This window comes from Streptomyces sp. NPDC059874, from assembly GCF_042731135.1.
In the GTDB taxonomy this organism is placed as follows: domain Bacteria; phylum Actinomycetota; class Actinomycetes; order Streptomycetales; family Streptomycetaceae; genus Streptomyces.
Genome location: NZ_JBHWJY010000068.1, coordinates 1 through 15593, shown reverse-complemented (window position 1 = coordinate 15593; position 15593 = coordinate 1). Strand labels below are relative to the sequence as shown.

The window sequence follows — 15593 nt, the reverse complement described above, 5'->3', positions numbered from 1 at the left end:
CGCCACTCTAAGCCGTGACAAGGGCCCCGTACGAGACAGGTACGGGGCCCCACACGCGCCGAGGAGATCTACATCCCGGCGATCAGCTTCTCCACCCGGTCGTCCACCGACCGGAACGGGTCCTTGCACAGCACCGTCCGCTGCGCCTGGTCATTGAGCTTCAGGTGCACCCAGTCCACCGTGAAGTCCCGCCGCTGCTCCTGCGCCCGACGGATGAAATCACCACGCAGCCGCGCCCTCGTCGTCTGCGGGGGCACCGACTTGCCCTCGAAGATCTTCAGGTCGTTGCAGATCCGCGCCGCCTGCCCCTTGCGCTCCAGCAGGTAGTACAGACCACGCCGACGGTGGATGTCGTGGTACGCGAGGTCTATCTGAGCCACCCGCGGATTCGACATGGTCATGTTGTGCTTGCCCCGGTACCGCTCGATCAGCTGGTACTTCATCACCCAGTCGATCTCGGTCCCGATCCGATCCAGATCCTCCGCCTCGATCGCATCGAGGGTCCGGCCCCACAACTCCAGCACCTGCTCCACCACACCGGTACGGATCCCCCGGCGCTCGGCGAAGTCCACCGCCTTGTCGTAGTACTCCCGCTGGATCTCCAGCGCCGAAGCCTCCCGACCACTCGCCAGACGCACCTTGCGCTGACCCGTGATGTCGTGACTGACCTCACGGATCGCCCGGATCGGGTTCTCCAACGTCAGATCACGCATCACCGTGCCCGCCTCGATCATGCGCAGCACCAGATCGGTCGCACCGACCTTCAGCAACATCGTCGTCTCGGACATGTTCGAGTCCCCGACGATGACGTGCAGCCGACGGTAACGCTCCGCGTCCGCGTGCGGCTCGTCCCGCGTGTTGATGATCGGCCGGGACCGCGTCGTCGCGGAACTGACACCCTCCCAGATGTGCTCGGCCCGCTGACTCACGCAGTAGACCGCACCCCGAGGAGTCTGCAGCACCTTGCCCGCACCGCAGATCAACTGCCGCGTGACAAGGAACGGAATGAGGATGTCCGCCAAGCGGGAAAATTCCCCGTGCCGCGCCACCAGGTAGTTCTCGTGGCAGCCGTACGAGTTGCCCGCCGAGTCGGTGTTGTTCTTGAAGAGATAGACGTCGCCCGCGATTCCCTCCTCATGCAGGCGGCGCTCAGCGTCGACGAGCAGTCCTTCGAGAATGCGCTCGCCCGCCTTGTCGTGCGTGACCAGTTCGGTCACGTTGTCGCATTCGGGTGTCGCGTATTCCGGATGCGAACCCACGTCGAGGTACAGGCGGGCGCCGTTCCGCAGGAAGACATTGCTGCTGCGGCCCCATGACACAACACGGCGGAAGAGGTAGCGCGCCACTTCGTCAGGAGACAGTCGGCGCTGTCCCCTGAACGTGCACGTGACGCCGTACTCGTTCTCCAGCCCGAAAATGCGGCGGTCCATGACTGAACATTACGCCTTCTGCCCTCTTCTGAAACCGGGTTCGCCGGCGCGGTTCGATCAGTTTCCCCGGAAACCGCCCGCGAGCCGCCGTAAACACGCACGGGCCGGCCGGATACGCACGACACGACACCCGCGCATACCCGGCCGACCCCCGACGAAAACCCTCCCGAGCCTCAGCCCTGCCCGGCAGACACCCCCACCGCGGCCGAAGCCCCCGCCGAACCCGCCACCGCACGGCCACGCCCCCGCGCCGCGAGCACCCGCTGAGTGGCCATCAGGACCACCAGCGCGGCCGCCCCGCCCGCACTCGCCACACCGAAGCCCGCGGCCGTGCCACCCAGTTCCACCGCCGGACCCGCAACGGCAGTACCGATCGCCGCGCCGACCCCGAAGAACGTCACCAGCCACGAGAACGCCTCCGTCACCGTCCCCGCCGGAGCGTGCCGGTCCACCACGATGAACGCGCACGCGATCGCCGGAGCCAGGAACACCCCCGCGAGCGCCGTCAGCGCCGTCATCGCCACCGGACCGGGAACCACCATCAGCGGCAGGTAACACACCGCCAGCAACGCCACCAGCACCCGCAGCCGCCGCTCCGGCGCACCCGCCCACTGCCGGGCCCCGTACGCCACACCACCCACCAGCGCGCCCAGACCCAGCGCCGCCATCAGCCAGCCGTACACCGCCTGCCCGCCGTGACCGTCCGCATACGCCACCCCGGCCACCGTGATCGACCCCAGCGCCGTCCCCACGAAGAAGAACGCACCCAGCAACGCCAGCAGACCCCGCGAGCGCAGCGCCCCCAGCCAGTGCGCCTCGCGCGGCTCCGACCGCCACGCCCTCGACGGCTCGGAAACCACCACCGACAGCGCGCCCAGCACCCCGATCGCATTGAGCGCCACCAACGCCCCGGCCGGGGACCACAACGCCACGAACAGCGTCACCAGCAGCGGACCGACCGTGAACATGACCTCCTGGGCCACCGCGTCCATCGCGTACGCCCGGTGCACCCGCTCCTCACGGCCGCCCAGCACGCCCGGCCACAGCGCCCGCAGCCCGCCCTCCAGCGGCGGCGTGAAGAGCCCCGCGATCACGACGGCGGCGTACGCCGCCACCGCCGACCCGGTGCCCGCCAGCGCGAGCCACACCATGCCCAGCGCGGAGACCAGCGCCGCCGGCAGCTGCACCCGCGGCTGCCCGTACAGGTCCACCGCACGCCCCAGCAGCGGCTGACCCACCGCGTTCGCCACCCCGTACGCGGCGGCCAGCGCCCCCGCCAGGCTGTAGCTGCCGCCCTCGGCCCGGGTGAACAGCACGATCGCGATCGGCGCGGTCGCGTTCGGCAGCCGCCCCACCAGCGTGCCCACCAGCAGCCTCGCGGCGTGCCGGGTCCTGAGCAGCTCCGCGTATCCCGCGGCCATGTCCGCCCCCTTCCGCCCGGACCACCGCCGGGGTAATACGTATAACGTGACTCGTCATACGTACCATGGCCACAGTCCACGGGTCCACCCAGCGGACACCACACCCACCTCCGACCACGCACAACGGGAGCCCCCTGTGACGAGACCCACCAGCCGGGACGTCGCCACCGCCGCCGGGGTCTCCCAGGCCACCGTCTCCCTCGTACTCGGCGACAAATGGCGCGGCCGCGTCTCCGAACGCACCGCCGACCTCGTCCGCCAAGCCGCCACCACCCTCGGCTACCGCCCCAACCTCGCCGCCCGCAACCTCCGCCTCGGCACCACCCGCACCGCCCTCCTCGTCGTCCCCGCCCTCACCAACGAATTCTTCGCCCGCGTCTACACCGGCGCCGCCCGCATCGCCGCCGAACACGGCTTCGGCGTCGTCCTCTACCCCTCCCCCGACGGCACCGGCCCCGCCCGCGACCCCTTCGCCTCCGCCCGAGCCGCCCTCGACGGAGTCATCGCCTCCTCCATGGCCGCCGACGCCCTCCACGCCATCGGCGGCACCGACCTCCCCCTCGTCATGCTCGACAGCGACCCCACAGCCGGAGGCTCCGCCCACGTCAACCTCGCCATCGCCGACGGCATGCGCCAAATCACCCAACACCTCCTCGCCCTCGGCCACCGCCGCTTCCTCCACCTCGCCTCCGCCATCGACACCTGGACCTTCGAAGTCCGCGCCGAAGCCCTCACCACCCACCTCGGCCCCCACACCGAACTGCGCACCGTCCGCGCCCCCCTCAGCGTCGACGGCGCCCGCACCGCCATGGAAACCGCCCTCGCGGCACCCGGAACCCGCCCCACCGCGATCATCTGCGACGACGACATCCTCGCCGCCGGCGCCTGCAAAGCCGCCCGCCGCCTCGGCCTGCGCATCCCCGACGACCTCTCCGTCACCGGCTTCGACGACCTCGCCCTCGCCACCGCCGTCGAACCCGAACTCACCACCGTCCACCTCCCCGCCGAACGCATCGGCGAACAAGGCATGACCGCCCTCCTCGCCGTCCTCGAAGGCACCCCCTGGACCGCCCCCGACATCCCCGTCACCCTCATCCCCCGCGACTCCACCGGCCCCGCCCCCACCCCCTGACACGACAAAGCCCCGGCCCGCCCTACTGGGCGAACCGGGGCCATCACCGAACCGGGAAACCTACTCCGCTTCGTCCTCCGGAGCCTCTTCATTCGACACGGCATCCGCCTGCGCGGCCGCCGGCACATTCGCCTCCAGCAACCGCGCCAACTGCCTGCCACGGATCCGCTTGAACTTCCGCTGCTGCGCCCGCGTCCGGTCCAGCACCGCCACCTCGAGCCGCTCGGCCGGAATCGTCTTGTCCGCGGCATTGGCCTGGCTCGACAACGCCTGCACCGCCAGCTTCAGCGCCTCCGACAGGGTCATCCCGTCCTGGTGACGCTGATCGAGGAACGTACTGATCTGCTCGGCATTGCCACCGACCGCGACCGAACCGTGCTCGTCCACGATCGAACCGTCATGCGGAAGCCGATAGATCTGATCCCCGGCAGCCGTCGCACCGACCTCGGCGACGACCAACTCCACCTCGTACGGCTTCTCCCCGGCACTGGAGAAGATCGTGCCGAGCGTCTGCGCGTACACGTTCGCCAGCCCACGGGCCGTCACATCGTCACGGTCGTAGGTGTACCCACGCAGATCCGCGTACCGCACACCACCGATCCGCAGGTTCTCGTACTCGTTGTACTTGCCGGCGGCCGCGAAGCCGATCCGGTCATAGATCTCGCTGAACTTGTGCAGCGCACGGGACGGGTTCTCGCCGACGAACACGATGCCGTCGGCGTACTGCAGCACGACAAGGCTGCGACCGCGGGCGATGCCCTTCCGGGCGTATTCCGCCCGGTCGGCCATGGCCTGCTGGGGTGACACATAGAACGGAGTCGACACCGGCTGTCCGTCCCTTTCTTCTGGGCTCCTACGGAACGACGGATGGTCAGAGCAGGGCGGCGCGCGGGCCGTCGGGCTGCTCCAGCCGACGGTTGGTGACCGTACGGGCCAGCTCCTGCGACTGGTCGTCGGTCAGCCTGCGGAATCCCTCGTCCGTGATCACGGTGACGATCGGATAGATGTGGCGGTACAGGTCCGGCCCACCGGTCGCCGAGTCGTCGTCAGCCGCGTCGTACAGCGCCTGCACGACCAGCGTGGTGGCCTGCTCCTCCGTCAGATCCGGGCGGAAGAGCTTCTTCATCGAACCTCGGGCGAAGATCGAACCCGAACCGGTGGCGGCGTAACCGTGCTCCTCGGAGCGGCCGCCGGTCACGTCGTAGGAGAAGATCCGGCCCTTCTCCTTGGCCTCGTCGTACCCGGCGAAGAGCGGCACGACGGCCAGCCCCTGCATCGCCATGCCCAGATTGCTCCGGATCATGGTCGACAGCCGGTTCGCCTTACCCTCCAGGCTGAGGGTCGTCCCCTCCACCTTCTCGAAGTGCTCCAGCTCCAGCTGGAACAGCTTCACCATCTCCACGGCCAGGCCGGCCGTACCGGCGATGCCGACCGCGGAGTACTCGTCGGCCGGGAACACCTTCTCGATGTCCCGCTGCGCGATCATGTTCCCCATGGTCGCCCGCCGGTCACCGGCGAGCACCACTCCGCCGGGGAAGGTGGCCGCGACGATGGTCGTCCCGTGCGGCGCCTCGATCACGCCTTCCGGCAGCTTGCGGTTGCCGGGCAGCATCTCGGGCGAGTGCGCACCCAGGAAGTCCATGAAGGACGACGACCCCGGCGTCAGGAAGGCTGCCGGTAGACGCCCTGTGCTACGAGTGTTGGGTTCCACAGGTGTCCCTCCAGATATTCGGCTGCCCGACGAATGCGGTCGGGATTCTCCTTCAACAGGCCAAGGCCCACGTTGCAATTGAAGCAAAGTACGCCACGGACCCTACCCGTCTTGTGGCAGTGATCCACATGCACGGCCGGAGCCCGAAGGCAGAGACAGCAGAGGCCTCCCTGAGCTGCGATCATCTGATCTCGCTCGGCCTCAGTGATTCCGTACTTGCGCTTCAGGTGCCCCGCGCGGTTTCGGGGCTTGCGACACGCCTTGCATCGCGTCGCAAAACCATCAGGGGCGCTCTTCCGCCGATGCCATTCACTGTGCGGCTTGATCTCGCCGCACGTCCGGCAGAGCTTGTGCCCGTCCGGAACATCGACCTTCTCGCGCACAGTCTTGCCCTCTGCGGCCCGACGGGCCCGGTAACGCTCTGCGCAGTACTCGGAGACGCACTTGCGACACCGCGTCTGGAGCCCGTCGGGACGGTTCCGATCCGCTGCGAACGAGTCGGGCGCGAGCACCTCAAGGCAACGTCGGCACTGTCGCCCACTCTGCGAATCGGACATTTAGCTCATTCGCCACCTTTCTGCACAAATGAGCGCACGAAGTCCTCTGCGTTCTCCTCCAAGACATCGTCGATTTCGTCCAGAACGGAGTCGACGTCGTCGGAGAGCTTCTCCTGGCGCTCCTTGAGGTCGGTCGATTCTTCGACCGCGGCCTCCTCGACCTCCTCGGTCGAGCGCTGCGCCTTCTGCTGTCCGCCGCCGGTGTCCTTGGTCGCCATGTCTACCTCACCCCGCTCGGTTCGCACGCTCATGTCGAGAGACCCCGGGATTCGGGATCTCTCAAGATCAGACCCTACGTCGGACCCTACAAGGAGGGTCCGACATTCGTCCCCGCACTTTCATAACGTCCGGCTGATTTCATGATTCCCGGACCGGGGCCCTTTCAGGCCTCGAAGGCACCGCTCACTGTCCCGAAAGCACCCGCACCAGGTCCTCCGCCGTGCGGCAGCGGTCCAGGAGCTCCTTGACGTGGTTCCGGGTCCCCCGGAGGGGTTCCAGGGTCGGGACCCGCTGGAGCGAGTCGCGGCCCGGGAGGTCGAAGATCACCGAGTCCCAGGAGGCGGCCGCCACGTCGTCCGCGTACTGCTCCAGGCAGCGGCCGCGGAAGTACGCCCGGGTGTCCTCCGGCGGCTTGCTCTGGGCCCGCTCCACCGCCGGCTCTTCCACCAGCCGCTTCATCTTGCCGCGGGCCACCAGGCGGTTGTACAGGCCCTTCTCCGGCCGTACGTCCGAGTACTGGAGGTCCACCAGGTGCAGCCGCGCCGCGTCCCAGCCCAGGCCGTCACGGCGCCGGTAGCCCTCGAGGATCTCCCGCTTGGCGATCCAGTCCAGCTCCCCCGACAGGCTCATCGGGTCGGTCTCCAGCCGGCCCAGGACGTCCTCCCAGCGGGCCAGGACGTCCTTGGTCTGCTCGTCCGCGTCGGACCCGTAGCGCTCGTCCACGTACTTCCTGGCCAGCTCGAAGTACTCCATCTGGAGTTGTACGGCGGTCAGGGTCCGTCCGCTGCGCAGCGTGATGAGGTGCTGGAGGTCCGGGTCGTGCGAGACCTGGTGGAGGGTGCGTACGGGCTGGTCGACGGCGAGGTCGACGTTGATGAACGCGTCCTCGATCATCCCGAGGACCAGCGAGGTCGTGCCGAGCTTCAGGTAGGTGGAGATCTCGGAGAGGTTGGCGTCTCCGATGATCACGTGGAGCCGGCGGTACTTCTCGGCGTCGGAGTGGGGTTCGTCCCTGGTGTTGATGATGGGGCGCTTGAGGGTGGTCTCCAGGCCGACCTCGACCTCGAAGTAGTCCGCTCGCTGGCTGATCTGGAAGCCGTGCTCGCGGCCGTCCTGGCCGATGCCGATGCGTCCCGCGCCGGTGACGACCTGGCGGGAGACGAAGAAGGGGGTCAGGTGGCGCACGATGTCCGAGAAGGGGGTTTCCCGCTTCATCAGGTAGTTCTCGTGCGTGCCGTAGGAGGCGCCCTTGTTGTCGGTGTTGTTCTTGTAGAGGTGGATCGGCTGGGCGCCGGGCAGCTGGGCGGCTCGTACGGCGGCCTCGGCCATGATCCGCTCGCCGGCCTTGTCCCAGAGGACGGCGTCGAGCGGGTTGGTGACCTCCGGGGAGCTGTATTCGGGGTGTGCGTGGTCGACGTAGAGCCGTGCGCCGTTGGTGAGGATGACGTTGGCGAGGCCGATGTCCTCGTCGGTGAGCTGGCTGTTGTCCGCGGCCTCGCGGGCGAGGTCGAAGCCCCGGGCGTCCCGCAGCGGATTCTCCTCCTCGAAGTCCCAGCGGGCGCGGCGCGCCCGGTGCATCGCCGCCGCGTAGGCGTTGACGATCTGGGACGAGGTGAGCATGGCATTGGCGTTCGGGTGGCCCGGGACGGAGATCCCGTACTCCGTCTCGATCCCCATTACTCGCCGTACGGTCATGCGGCCCTCCTTGCCCGGCGGCGCTCCCCTTTCGGGAGCGGCGCTCAAGTACCGCTGGTGCTCCGGTGCGCGTGCCTGTGCCTGTTCCTGTGCGGTGCCCGTCCCCGCACTGCGCGTCCGGCGGCGGTACGGAAGAGCCTAGAACCACTTCGCGCTCGTGGGGAGATCATTTCCGTCATTGAATGTGCCTCGTCGTCGGCTGAAAAGCGGCCGGTAAAGCAGTCGGCTGCGGATGCCCTTGGAGGGCATCCGCAGCCGCTCCGCTTGTCAGAGGTACTGACCGGTGTTTGCCACCGTGTCGATGGAGCGTCCGGTGTCCGCGCCTTGCTTTCCGGTGACGAGGGTGCGGATGAATACGATCCGCTCGCCCTTCTTTCCGGAGATTCGGGCCCAGTCGTCCGGGTTGGTGGTGTTGGGCAGGTCCTCGTTCTCCTTGAACTCGTCCACGCATGCCTGGAGGAGGTGGGAGACGCGGAGGCCCTTCTGGTTGTGTTCGAGGAAGGCCTTGATGGCCATCTTCTTGGCTCGGTCGACGATGTTTTGGATCATGGCGCCCGAGTTGAAGTCCTTGAAGTAGAGGACTTCCTTGTCGCCGTTGGCGTACGTGACCTCGAGGAAGCGGTTCTCCTCGGTTTCGGCGTACATCTGCTCGACGACGGTCTGGATCATGCTGTGGACGGTGCCGGCCGGGGAGCCCTGGTGTTCGGACAGGTCGTCCGTGTGCAGGGGCAGCGAGGCCTTGAGGTACTTGGCGAAGATGTCCTTCGCGGCTTCTGCGTCCGGGCGCTCGATCTTGATCTTCACGTCGAGGCGGCCGGGGCGCAGGATGGCCGGGTCGATCATGTCTTCGCGGTTGGAGGCGCCGATGACGATGACGTTCTCCAGGCCTTCCACGCCGTCGATCTCGGCGAGCAGCTGGGGGACGATGGTGTTCTCGACGTCCGAGCTGACTCCGGATCCGCGGGTGCGGAAGAGGGATTCCATCTCGTCGAAGAAGACGATGACGGGGGTGCCCTCACTGGCCTTCTCGCGGGCACGCTGGAAGACGAGGCGGATGTGCCGCTCGGTCTCGCCGACGTACTTGTTGAGGAGTTCGGGTCCCTTGATGTTCAGGAAGTAGGACTTTCCTGCTGCCTGTCCGGTCACTTCGGCGACCTTCTTGGCAAGGGAGTTGGCGACGGCCTTGGCGATGAGCGTCTTGCCGCAGCCGGGCGGGCCGTAGAGCAGGATGCCCTTGGGGGGCCGCAGTTCGTGTTCCTTGAAGAGGTCGGGGTAGAGGTACGGGAGCTCGACGGCGTCGCGGATCAGCTCGATCTGGTCGCCCAGGCCGCCGATCTTGTCGTAGTCGATGTCGGGGACCTCTTCGAGGACGAGGTCTTCGACCTCGCTCTTGGGGACGACCTCGTAGACGTAGCCGGAGCGGGGTTCGAGCAGGAGGGCGTCGCCGGGGCGGATGGTGATGTCCAGGAGCGGCTCGGCGAGCCTCACCACCCTTTCCTCGTCGGTGTGCCCGACGACCAGGGCGCGCTCGCCGTCCTCGAGGATTTCCTTGAGGGTGACGATGTCCCCGGCCCGCTCGTATTCCATGGCCTCGACCACGTTGAGCGCTTCGTTGAGCATGACCTCTTGGCCGCGCCGGAGGTCTTCCGGGTCGACGCTGGGGCTGACGTTCACGCGGAGCTTTCGGCCTCCGGTGAAGATGTCGACGGTGCCGTCCTCGTTGGCTTGCAGGAAGACACCGAAGCCTGCCGGCGGCTGTGCGAGCCGGTCGACTTCTTCCTTGAGGGCCACGATCTGGTCGCGGGCCTCACGGAGGGTATTCGCCAGTCGTTCGTTCTGTGCGGAGACGCCGGCCAGATTTGTCTGAAGCTCGACGATCCGCTCTTCGAGAATCCTCGTGTGTCGCGGAGAGTCGGCGAGCTTGCGGCGCAGGACGGCGATTTCCTGCTCGAGATAGGCAACCTGGCCGGCGGGGTCCTCAGACCCTCGCGCGGGCCGGATGCCGCGGTTGATGTCGTCGTCGTGGGCTGCCACGGTCCTCACCTCCTCCAAGGGGAGCTGGACGCTTCCTGACCCTACCTGGGCTGGTGGTGATTGAAACCCCTAGATCACAAAGACGGTAGAGGCGTGTCCGATCTTCACCCTTGCGTACTCCCTCACGCCAAGGAAATACCCACCCATCAACATCTGAAAGCGGCCGGTTGTAAGGTCGAACTGTTCAACACCCGTCAGGGCCCGCGCGACTTGCCGCGAGTTGTGACCGGGATGGATCACTCAGGGCAGGGAACGGCAGGGGATATGACCGTGCAGCAGGAGGCTTCGACGGGTCTCGTCGGCGAGTCCGGCGAGCCGCTTGAGGTCTGGATCGACCAGGACCTCTGCACCGGGGACGGCATCTGCGCGCAGTACGCGCCGGAGGTGTTCGAGCTGGACATCGACGGTCTGGCGTATGTGAAGGGCGCGGACGACGAGCTGCTTCAGGAGGCGGGGGCGACGACTCCGGTTCCGTTGACGCTGCTGCGGGACGTGGTCGATTCGGCGAAGGAATGTCCGGGTGACTGCATTCACGTGAGGCGCGTTGCGGACGGGGTGGAGGTCTTCGGTCCGGACGCGGAGTGAGGCTTCAAACACTCCTGGCGGCTGAGTCCGTCAGCTCCTGGCGGAATTTTCCGTCGCTCCAGCGCCACTTGGCGAGCTGGTTGAGGTCGGGGCTGTAGCGCGGGACGTCGGGTGAGGAGTAGCCGAGGAGGCGTGCGGTGACGGCTCCGTCGCGCACGGTGAGGTCGGTGGCGGTCTGTCGTCGGGTGGCTTCGAGCAGGGTGGCGACGATGCGGGGGCGGGCGCCGGCGGTGCGGTCCTGGACGAGTACGTAGATGGCGTGGGGTGGGGTGCCGGATCCGGCGTCGCAGCGGACGGCGGCGACGGTTTCGGGGCGGCCGTCGCCGTCGAGGTCGCCTTGGGCGGTGGCGGTGACGGCCTGCGGGGCGCCTTTGCAGTCGAGGGGGTAGGTGATCCCCGCCGGGTCTGGGGCGCCGGCCTGGGGGCCTTCGGCGGGCTGGGCGGAGACTCCGGTGGCCGGTTGTACGAGTCCCGCGCCGGCTATGACGGCGGCCATGGCGGATGCGGTGGCGATCCAGTGGACGGGCCTGGTGCGAGTGTGTCCCAGTTCCGGCTCGGCGGGGCTGTGCAGCACGCGGGGTGTCTCCTGTGCGAGGGATGACGGGGAGCCAGCATCGTGCCATACGTCACACGATGGTGGAACCGCCGGGTCCGGTCCGGCGGGAGCGTTTCATCCGACAACGAAAAGGCGCTGTGGCGCAGTTCCCGGGGTGGGTGGGGAACTGCGCCACAGCGCCGATGTGTTGAACGAGCGGTGCGGTTACGCGGAGCGGTCGCTGCCGGGTCCCTCGTAGTCCTCGCCGTAGGCGCCCTTGGCGGGGCGGCGGCGGCGCATGGGGGGTTCGACGCCGTCCGCGAGGCGGCGGGCGGTGACGAGGAAGCCGGTGTGGCCGATCATCCGGTGGTCGGGTCGGACGGCGAGGCCCTCGACGTGCCAGTTGCGGATCATCGATTCCCAGGGCTGCGGTTCGGCGAAGCAGCCGATCTCGCGGATGGATTCGACGGTCTTGGACAACTGGGTGGTGGTGGCCACGTAGCAGCAGAGGATGCCGCCGGGGACGAGTGCCTTGGAGACGGCCTCGAGGCATTCCCAGGGGGCGAGCATGTCGAGGATGACGCGGTCGACGTCGGTGTCGGACAGGTTGTCCTGGAGGTCGCCTACGGTCAGCTGCCACGCGGGGTGGGGGCCGCCGAAGTAGCGCTCGACGTTGGCGGTGGCGATTTCGGCGAAGTCCGCGCGGCGCTCGTAGCTGTGGAGCATGCCCTGGTCGCCGATGGCGCGCAGCAGGAAGCTGCTCAGGGAGCCGGAGCCGACGCCTGCTTCCACGACGCGGGCGCCGGGGAAGATGTCGGCGAAGGCCAGGATCTGGCCGGCGTCCTTGGGGTAGACCACGGCGGCGCCGCGGGGCATGGACAGGACATAGTCGGGGAGCAGGGGGCGCAGCGCGAGGTACGCGACGTTTCCCGTGGTACGGACAACACTGCCCTCGGGGGAGCCGATCAGCTCGTCGTGCGGGAAGGAACCCTTGTGGGTGTGGAAATTCTTCCCGGCTTCGAGCGTGAACGTGTAGTGGCGGCCCTTGGGGTCGGTGAGCTGAACCTGGTCCCCGACCTCGAAGGGCCCGCGTCGGCGGGCGGCACCGGTCGGTTCGGACATGTGACCAGTGTATTGGCTTCAGGACTGGGGCCGTGCCATGGCCTTCACGAAGGCTTTTTCGACGTCGAGGGTGGAGAGGACGCCGTAGATCTCGCCGGTGGGTTCGAGAACGAGGTATTCGGTGGCGGGGGTGGCGCGGAGGTGGTCGAGGAGTTCTTCGCCGGTGAGGTCCGCGGAAACCTTCATGCCGTCGGTGAGGTCTTGGGCGAGGGTGCTGACGGCGACCCAGGGGCGGCGGTGTTCGGGGACGGAGGCGATGGCGCTTTCGCGGACGATAGCGGTGGGGTCTCCGTGGCCGTCGACGACGACGAGGGCGCGGGCGCCGGCTTCGTTGGCGCGGCGGAGGGCTTCGGAGAGGGGGGTGGCGTTCTCGACGGGGATGGCGCGGCGGGTGAGGGCGCGGGCGCGGAGTTCGGGGAGGTGTTCGCGCAGGCGGGCCATGCGGAGGCTGTTGCCGGCGCCGGTCCAGATGATGGCGGCGAGGATCGCGGCGAGGAGTGCGTCCATGACGGTGTCCATGCCGCCGATGTCGTCGGTGCGGTTGCCGAGGAGTCCGGTGTGGGTGAGGAGCGGCAGGCCGAGGAGGACGGCGACGGCGAGGGCGCGGCCGATCCAGGCGGCGGCGATGGTGCCGGTCATGGGTTTGCCGGTGATGCCCCAGATGACGGCGCGGAGCATGCGGCCGCCGTCGAGGGGGAGGCCGGGGAGCAGGTTGAAGGCGGCGACGAGGAGGTTGGAGATCATCAGGCCGGCGAGGAGGACGCCGGGGACGGTGGCCGGGTCGACGGCTTTCATGCCGAGGTAGAAGGCTCCGGCGAGGAGGAGGGAGAGGAGGGGGCCGACGAAGGCGAGGACGAATTCGCGGCCGGGGGTCTCGGATTCCTTCTCGATTTCGGAGACTCCGCCGAAGAATTGGAGCTGGATGCGGCGGACGGGGAGTTTGAAGCGGAGGGCGGCGACGGTGTGGGCGAGTTCGTGGACGAGGACGGAGGCGTAGAAGGCGACGGCGAAGAAGAGGGAGACGAGGTAGCGGACCGGTCCGAGGTCGGGCAGGACGCGGTCGAGTTGGTCGCCGAAGACCCAGGTGATGAGGGCGGCTACGAGGAACCAGCTGGGCGAGACGTAGACGGGCACGCCGAAGGGGCGGCCCATGAGGATTCCGCCGCCCGGTCCTGAGCGCCGGTTCGCGCGCTCGCCGGTTTCGTCGGTGTCTGTCACGGCTGTCCTTCGGTCCTGGGGGTCCCCCCGGACGGAGTCTGGGGGATTGGTGTTTCCAGTGTGGTGCGGTGGTGCTTTCGGTGGGGGTGTAGCGGGTTGTGATGCTCTGATCATGCAGTGCGAGGGGGTCTGTCGTCGATGGTATGGCGTGGGCTGTCGGTGGTGGGTCGTAGGGTTTTGTGCATGACGACGAGCTCGGGTGCCGTGCCAGGTGCCGCTGATGCGGAAGGTGCCGCGGGTGCCGCTGCGGACATCACTGTGGGTGGCGGGGCGGATGCCGCCGCGGTGCGGGCCGCTGTGGCGCCTTCTTCGCTTTCTCCTTCGCGGGCGAGCGATTTCATGCGGTGCCCGCTGTTGTACCGGTTTCGGGTGATCGACAAGTTGCCGGAGAAGCCGAGTGCGGCGGCCACGCGCGGGACGCTGGTGCACGCGGTGTTGGAGCGGCTCTTCGATCATCCTGCGGCGGAGCGTACGGCGCCGGCGGCGAAGGCGTTGATTCCGGGGCAGTGGGAGCGGTTGCTGGAGTCGAAGCCGGAGCTGGCGGAGTTGTTCCCGGAGGGTGATGAGGGGGCGGGGCTGGCGCAGTGGCTGACGGAGGCCGAGGCACTGGTGGACCGTTGGTTCACGTTGGAGGATCCGACGCGGCTGGAGCCGGTGGAGCGGGAGTTCTTCGTGGAGACGGAGCTGGAGTCGGGGCTGCGGTTGCGGGGGATCATCGACCGGGTGGACGTGGCGCCGACGGGTGAGGTGCGGATCGTCGACTACAAGACGGGCAAGGCGCCGCGGCCGGAGTATGCCGAGGGTGCGCTGTTCCAGATGAAGTTCTACGCGTTGGTGGTGTGGCGGCTGAAGCAGGTCGTGCCGCGGCGGCTGCAGCTGGTGTACCTGGGCAGTGGTGAGGTGCTGACGTACGACCCGGTGGTGGAGGATCTGGAGCGGGTGGAGCGCAAGCTGCACGCGTTGTGGGAGGCGATCCGGGAGGCGACGGAGTCGGGTGACTGGCGGCCACGGCCGACGAAGCTGTGCGGCTGGTGTGATCATCAGGCGGTGTGTCCCGAGTTCGGGGGTACTCCCCCGGCCTATCCTCTGATGATCACTCCGCGCCCTGGTGGCGCCTCCCAGGGGTGGCCGGCGGAAGATTCCTGATCGCCGGGTCAGGGCAGAATGGGCGGCGTCCGTTGAAGCCGTACGAATACGAGGTAGACCCCGTGGCGATCCGCGTCCTTCTGGTCGACGACCAGCCGCTGCTGCGCACCGGCTTCAGGATGATCCTGGAGGCCGAAGAGGACCTCGCGGTGGTCGGTGAGGCCGGGGACGGTCTGCAGGCGCTGGACCAGGTGCGGGCGCTCCAGCCGGACGTGGTGTTGATGGACATCCGGATGCCGCGGATGGACGGGGTGGAGGCGACCCGGCAGATCACGGGTCCGGGTCGGGACGGTCCGGCGAAGGTGTTGGTGCTGACCACGTTCGATCTGGACGAGTACGTGGTGGAGGCGCTGCGGGCGGGGGCGAGCGGGTTCCTGCTGAAGGACGCGCCGGCCAATGAGCTGGTGCAGGCGATCCGGGTGGTCGCGGGGGGCGAGGCGATGCTCGCGCCGAGCATCACGCGGCGGCTGCTGGACAAGTACGCGGGTCACTTGCCGTCGGGTGAGGAGAGCGTGCCGGACACCCTGGGTACGTTGACCGAGCGGGAGGTCGAGGTGCTGAAGCTGGTGGCGCGTGGGTTGTCGAACGCGGAGATCGCGGCGGACCTGTTCGTGAGCGAGACGACGGTGAAGACGCATGTGGGGCACGTGCTGACGAAGCTTGGGCTGCGGGACCGGGTGCAGGCGGCCGTGTACGCGTACGAGAGCGGTCTGGTGCGGCCGGGCGCGAGCCAGTAGGGCCCCGGACACCGCGAACGGGCCGGCAGCCGCGTCGTGCGGCTGCCGGCC

Annotated in this window: 15 protein-coding genes; 4 read left to right on the top strand and 11 right to left on the bottom strand. The window is 68.2% G+C overall.

The genetic code is table 11. The features are described 5' to 3' along the window. Positions 1–68: 68 nt before the first annotated feature. Positions 69–1430 carry a Pup--protein ligase gene (gene pafA, locus ACFV9H_RS30560; protein WP_385404511.1) on the bottom strand — a complete coding sequence of 454 codons (1362 nt, stop codon included), beginning with the start codon at positions 1428–1430 and terminating at the stop codon, positions 69–71. A gap of 173 nt (positions 1431–1603) precedes the next feature. Then, entirely contained in the window at positions 1604–2851 is a 1248-nt protein-coding gene (locus tag ACFV9H_RS30555) for an MFS transporter (RefSeq protein ID WP_385404508.1), read from the bottom strand. A 136-nt stretch (positions 2852–2987) separates the two neighbouring features. Between ACFV9H_RS30555 and ACFV9H_RS30550 the strand changes: the two genes are divergently transcribed. Then, positions 2988–3983, top strand: coding sequence for a LacI family DNA-binding transcriptional regulator (locus ACFV9H_RS30550; protein WP_385404505.1), 996 nt, complete (start codon positions 2988–2990; stop codon positions 3981–3983). A 60-nt stretch (positions 3984–4043) separates the two neighbouring features. Here the strand turns inward: ACFV9H_RS30550 and prcA are convergent, their stop codons facing one another. From prcA to arc, 6 genes are all read right to left on the bottom strand, one after another. Continuing rightward, positions 4044–4808 carry a proteasome subunit alpha gene (prcA, locus tag ACFV9H_RS30545; protein WP_385404502.1) on the bottom strand — a complete coding sequence of 255 codons (765 nt, stop codon included), beginning with the start codon at positions 4806–4808 and terminating at the stop codon, positions 4044–4046. Positions 4809–4854: 46 nt separating this feature from the next. Beyond that, positions 4855–5694 (bottom strand): proteasome subunit beta, encoded by an 840-nt coding sequence (gene prcB / locus ACFV9H_RS30540; RefSeq protein ID WP_385404499.1) that lies wholly within the window; start codon positions 5692–5694, stop codon positions 4855–4857. Next, entirely contained in the window at positions 5646–5879 is a 234-nt protein-coding gene (locus ACFV9H_RS30535) for an endonuclease VII domain-containing protein (protein ID WP_385404577.1), read from the bottom strand. The genes prcB and ACFV9H_RS30535 overlap by 49 nt, the downstream gene beginning before the upstream one ends. 377 nt (positions 5880–6256) lie before the next feature. After that, the gene (locus ACFV9H_RS30530; protein ID WP_030294332.1) at positions 6257–6469 is read right to left on the bottom strand and encodes a ubiquitin-like protein Pup; all 213 of its coding nucleotides are present in this window, start codon (positions 6467–6469) and stop codon (positions 6257–6259) included. A gap of 184 nt (positions 6470–6653) precedes the next feature. Beyond that, a complete protein-coding gene (gene dop, locus ACFV9H_RS30525) occupies positions 6654–8165 on the bottom strand; it encodes a depupylase/deamidase Dop (RefSeq protein WP_385404497.1) in 1512 nt (503 codons plus the stop codon). 267 nt (positions 8166–8432) lie between these two features. Next, the gene (gene arc, locus ACFV9H_RS30520; RefSeq protein ID WP_385404494.1) at positions 8433–10199 is read right to left on the bottom strand and encodes a proteasome ATPase; all 1767 of its coding nucleotides are present in this window, start codon (positions 10197–10199) and stop codon (positions 8433–8435) included. 264 nt (positions 10200–10463) lie between these two features. Here arc and ACFV9H_RS30515 point away from each other — a divergent pair, with 264 nt between their 5' ends. After that, on the top strand, positions 10464–10784 hold the full coding sequence (locus ACFV9H_RS30515; RefSeq protein ID WP_385404491.1) for a ferredoxin: 321 nt from the start codon (positions 10464–10466) through the stop codon (positions 10782–10784). A 4-nt stretch (positions 10785–10788) separates the two neighbouring features. On the opposite strand, the gene ACFV9H_RS30510 is transcribed toward ACFV9H_RS30515, so the two are convergent. The 3 genes from ACFV9H_RS30510 to ACFV9H_RS30500 all read right to left on the bottom strand — a co-directional run bounded on the left by ACFV9H_RS30510 (position 10789) and on the right by ACFV9H_RS30500 (position 13593). After that, complete coding sequence (locus tag ACFV9H_RS30510) at positions 10789–11355, bottom strand: hypothetical protein (protein ID WP_385404575.1); 567 nt, start codon at positions 11353–11355, stop codon at positions 10789–10791. A 189-nt stretch (positions 11356–11544) separates the two neighbouring features. Continuing rightward, positions 11545–12441 (bottom strand): tRNA (adenine-N1)-methyltransferase, encoded by an 897-nt coding sequence (locus ACFV9H_RS30505; protein WP_385404489.1) that lies wholly within the window; start codon positions 12439–12441, stop codon positions 11545–11547. An 18-nt stretch (positions 12442–12459) separates the two neighbouring features. Continuing rightward, positions 12460–13593, bottom strand: a complete 1134-nt coding sequence (locus ACFV9H_RS30500; protein WP_385404572.1) for a site-2 protease family protein — start codon at positions 13591–13593, stop codon at positions 12460–12462. A gap of 249 nt (positions 13594–13842) precedes the next feature. Between ACFV9H_RS30500 and ACFV9H_RS30495 the strand changes: the two genes are divergently transcribed. Together ACFV9H_RS30495 and ACFV9H_RS30490 are read left to right on the top strand one after the other, a co-directional pair. Further along, positions 13843–14805 (top strand): RecB family exonuclease, encoded by a 963-nt coding sequence (locus ACFV9H_RS30495; RefSeq protein ID WP_385404487.1) that lies wholly within the window; start codon positions 13843–13845, stop codon positions 14803–14805. Positions 14806–14867: 62 nt separating this feature from the next. Then, positions 14868–15542, top strand: a complete 675-nt coding sequence (locus tag ACFV9H_RS30490) for a response regulator transcription factor (RefSeq protein ID WP_329387549.1) — start codon at positions 14868–14870, stop codon at positions 15540–15542. Positions 15543–15593 lie beyond the last annotated feature (51 nt).